Annotated in this window: 3 protein-coding genes and 1 pseudogene; 2 read left to right on the forward strand and 2 right to left on the reverse strand. The window is 43.3% G+C overall.

What is annotated here, in order from left to right; translation table 11 throughout:
• Positions 1 to 172: 172 nt before the first annotated feature.
• A complete protein-coding gene (locus tag ACFIK8_RS08810) occupies positions 173 to 835 on the reverse strand; it encodes a lysozyme (protein ID WP_375635917.1) in 663 nt (220 codons plus the stop codon).
• A gap of 182 nt (positions 836 to 1017) precedes the next feature.
• Between ACFIK8_RS08810 and ACFIK8_RS08815 the strand changes: the two genes are divergently transcribed.
• Both ACFIK8_RS08815 and ACFIK8_RS08820 read left to right on the forward strand, forming a co-directional pair.
• Entirely contained in the window at positions 1018 to 1341 is a 324-nt protein-coding gene (locus tag ACFIK8_RS08815; protein ID WP_375632850.1) for a type II toxin-antitoxin system RelE/ParE family toxin, read from the forward strand.
• A gap of 12 nt (positions 1342 to 1353) precedes the next feature.
• Positions 1354 to 1665 (forward strand): DNA-binding protein, encoded by a 312-nt coding sequence (locus ACFIK8_RS08820; protein WP_208439803.1) that lies wholly within the window; start codon positions 1354 to 1356, stop codon positions 1663 to 1665.
• 92 nt (positions 1666 to 1757) lie between these two features.
• On the opposite strand, the pseudogene ACFIK8_RS08825 reads toward ACFIK8_RS08820, so the two are convergent.
• A pseudogene (locus tag ACFIK8_RS08825) lies at positions 1758 to 2669 on the reverse strand (late control protein); the annotation flags it as partial.

Consider the following 2669-nt stretch of genomic DNA (forward strand, 5'->3'; position numbering starts at 1 on the left):
TTTTGATTAACTTCACTTTCCACCTCCAGACGTGTTGTGGCTGCTTTTAAAGCTTTTTCCGTTTGCTTTTGCTGTTCACTCTTTTTACCAAGGGTAAAAGCTCTTGCTAAAATCATAAAAAAAGCGGCTAAAGCCGCGCCTGTTAGCATCAGATTTCTTTTCATCCATAAGATCATAGGCGGTGCTCCTGAAAGCGTTTAGCAACAAAGAAAATGCCCGCACATGCGGCTAAAATCATAATGGTTGCCAAAGCCCATTGGATGGGTCCATTTCCTGCTAACAAGCCGCCAAGACCTGAGAAAGAGCCAATAATCGGTGCAAGAGCTTCTGCTTTGAAAACCCCCGTTGGTGCTTGCGTTTCTACTGTTTGATAATTGGAGGAAACATAAGCCCCTTTTGCCCATAAGCCTGTTTCTGCCGCACGCCGGTGTGCTAGACCTTCAAGACGCTTCCCGCCTGCTTTGGTCCATTTCTGTAGCTCGGCAGGGACAGCTTCATATTCACCTTGATTGAGTTTTTTTAACAGTGTCGAGTTACAAAAGGCTCCTGTTCCTACATTATAGCAAAATGACACTAACGCCGCGAATTGTTCATCTGTTAATGAAACTGTAACAGCGCGTTCAACGACATTTTCAAATTGTCTTAAATCTTGGCAAAGAAGTTCTTCTGCTTGCTTTTCAGTGATTGTCATGCCTTCGTAAATAAAAGGCTTTCCAGCACTGTTTGTATGTCCATAACCTATTGTCCACACCCCAATGGCATCTTTATAGGCGTTCAAACGCAAACCTTCCCATTGTTTAATAAGTGCTAGTCCTTCTGATGATATTTTTCGCATATGATTCTCCATAAAAAAAGCTCCGCAAAAAGCAGAGCTGGATTAAAAAATTGACATCTTTCTCATTCGGAAAGATAGCTTGGTTAAGCTTCATGTCGCTTTTTCATTGGAATAAAAGAAGATTTTTTCTCAACTTTTAATTTCTCTCTTGACAAATATTCGTTTATAAACGAATATACATCATGTTTGAAATACGTCACTACCTTACTTCTGATGGCAAAGACTTGATAGCTGATTGGCTGCGAAAGCTCCGTGATATACAGGCTAAAACTGCAATTATTCGCCGCCTTAATCGTTTAGAGCAGGGAAACTTTGGCGATTTCAAGCCGCTTCGTGAGGGTGTTCATGAATTGCGTATTAATGTTGGTCCTGGCTACCGAGTTTATTATGTCCAATCTGGAAAGACCGTATTGTTGCTATTATGCGGTGGCAGCAAAAAAACACAAGAGACTGATATCACTCGTGCATGTGCTTGCTGGCGTGATTGGCAAAACCGTGAAGATTAAAGGAGTGCAAAAATGAAAGACCGTAACCATGATGATGCAATGGCAGAAATATTCCGTGATGATCCTGAGTTGGCAGCAGCTACCCTTGATGCAATCCTAGCAGATGGTGATCAGGGTGAGCTGCTTGTAACTCTACGCCAAATGGCCAAAGCTTATGGTGGTGTTCAAGCTGTAGCTAAAGCAGCCAACTTGAACCCAACACAACTTTACCGTACACTTTCAGAAAAAGGTAATCCAGAGTTCCGCAGCTTGAATGCTTTACTGCGTACCATGGGGTTTCGTTTGGCTGTACAGCCTCTTGAACGACCAGTTCCACACGTGTAACTTTAGTTCCACTCCCCACCTTTAAAGATGGGGAAGGGAGGTATTTAAGCAATCATTTTTAATGAGGGGCTCTACATCTAGTTTATAACCTATCATGTATCTTCCTCATCCATATGGATGACGCCTTCGCCTTCGTCACATGCGTTTGGTGGGGCGTTTGGATCAAGGGTATCATCCTTGTCTGGTGTTGTGTTTGCAACGTTTCCAGCCGCATCTTCTTGCGCTTTATCAAAAAGTTCGCACTCTATTTTTGTGGTGTAACCACCCGTTTTATCAAGTTTGTGCTTAACGCTCTTGATGCGCTATTCTGCTGGAATATAGGGGCGGAAAGGGGGATCTTGAACAAGCTTTGCTTCTGCTTGCACAAAGGGATCACCACCGATATCACATGAGAAAGAAGACTTACCGCGTGATGATTTATTGCGATAAGCAGCAATGGCCGCAACAGCCTCTGATTGGTTATGGTAGGTGTATTTGAGTTCATGGAACGGTGGGTTACCAACTTTGACTTCTTTTTTTTCACCACTGCGGATATCATGATAGGTTGCAAGAACACCGCCTTTTTTCTCTTTGTCTTCCTCTTCTTTCTCAGGTGTTGTTTCTGCTTTTTCCGATTCAGATGATGATGGTGCTGTTCTGTCATTGTCATCCATATGGATAAAGTTTTCATCATCATCAATCTCTTCTGGTTCTCGTGCATCAGCAGCGGCTTTTTGGTCGTCTCCCACATCCGTTTCTAAGCCATTGGCTGCACCTGCTTCATCCCGCGCACTGTATTTAAAATCCCAAGAGGTGCAATGTTTCTCATGAATAACAACAATAGGGAGTGTTTCACCGGTAATGGCTTTGCCTTCACCCCGTTTGGCAAGCACAAGTTTGCCATCAACGGGCTTTGCTACCGCATCATATTCTTCTGCAAGGCGTGTAGCAAAAGCCATATCGCTTTCAGCTGTTTGGTCAATGTGACGCACAACGATTTTTGCAAGAGAAGGATCAACCTTTGG

The sequence above is a fragment of the Bartonella sp. MR168JLCBS genome, assembly GCF_042194175.1.

Coding starts and splice junctions, on each gene's coding strand:
- ACFIK8_RS08815 (WP_375632850.1), top strand. CDS start 1,018: ATGTTTGAAATACGTCACTACCTTACTTCTGATGGCAAAGACTTGATA.
- ACFIK8_RS08820 (WP_208439803.1), top strand. CDS start 1,354: ATGAAAGACCGTAACCATGATGATGCAATGGCAGAAATATTCCGTGAT.
- ACFIK8_RS08810 (WP_375635917.1), bottom strand. CDS start 835: ATGCGAAAAATATCATCAGAAGGACTAGCACTTATTAAACAATGGGAA.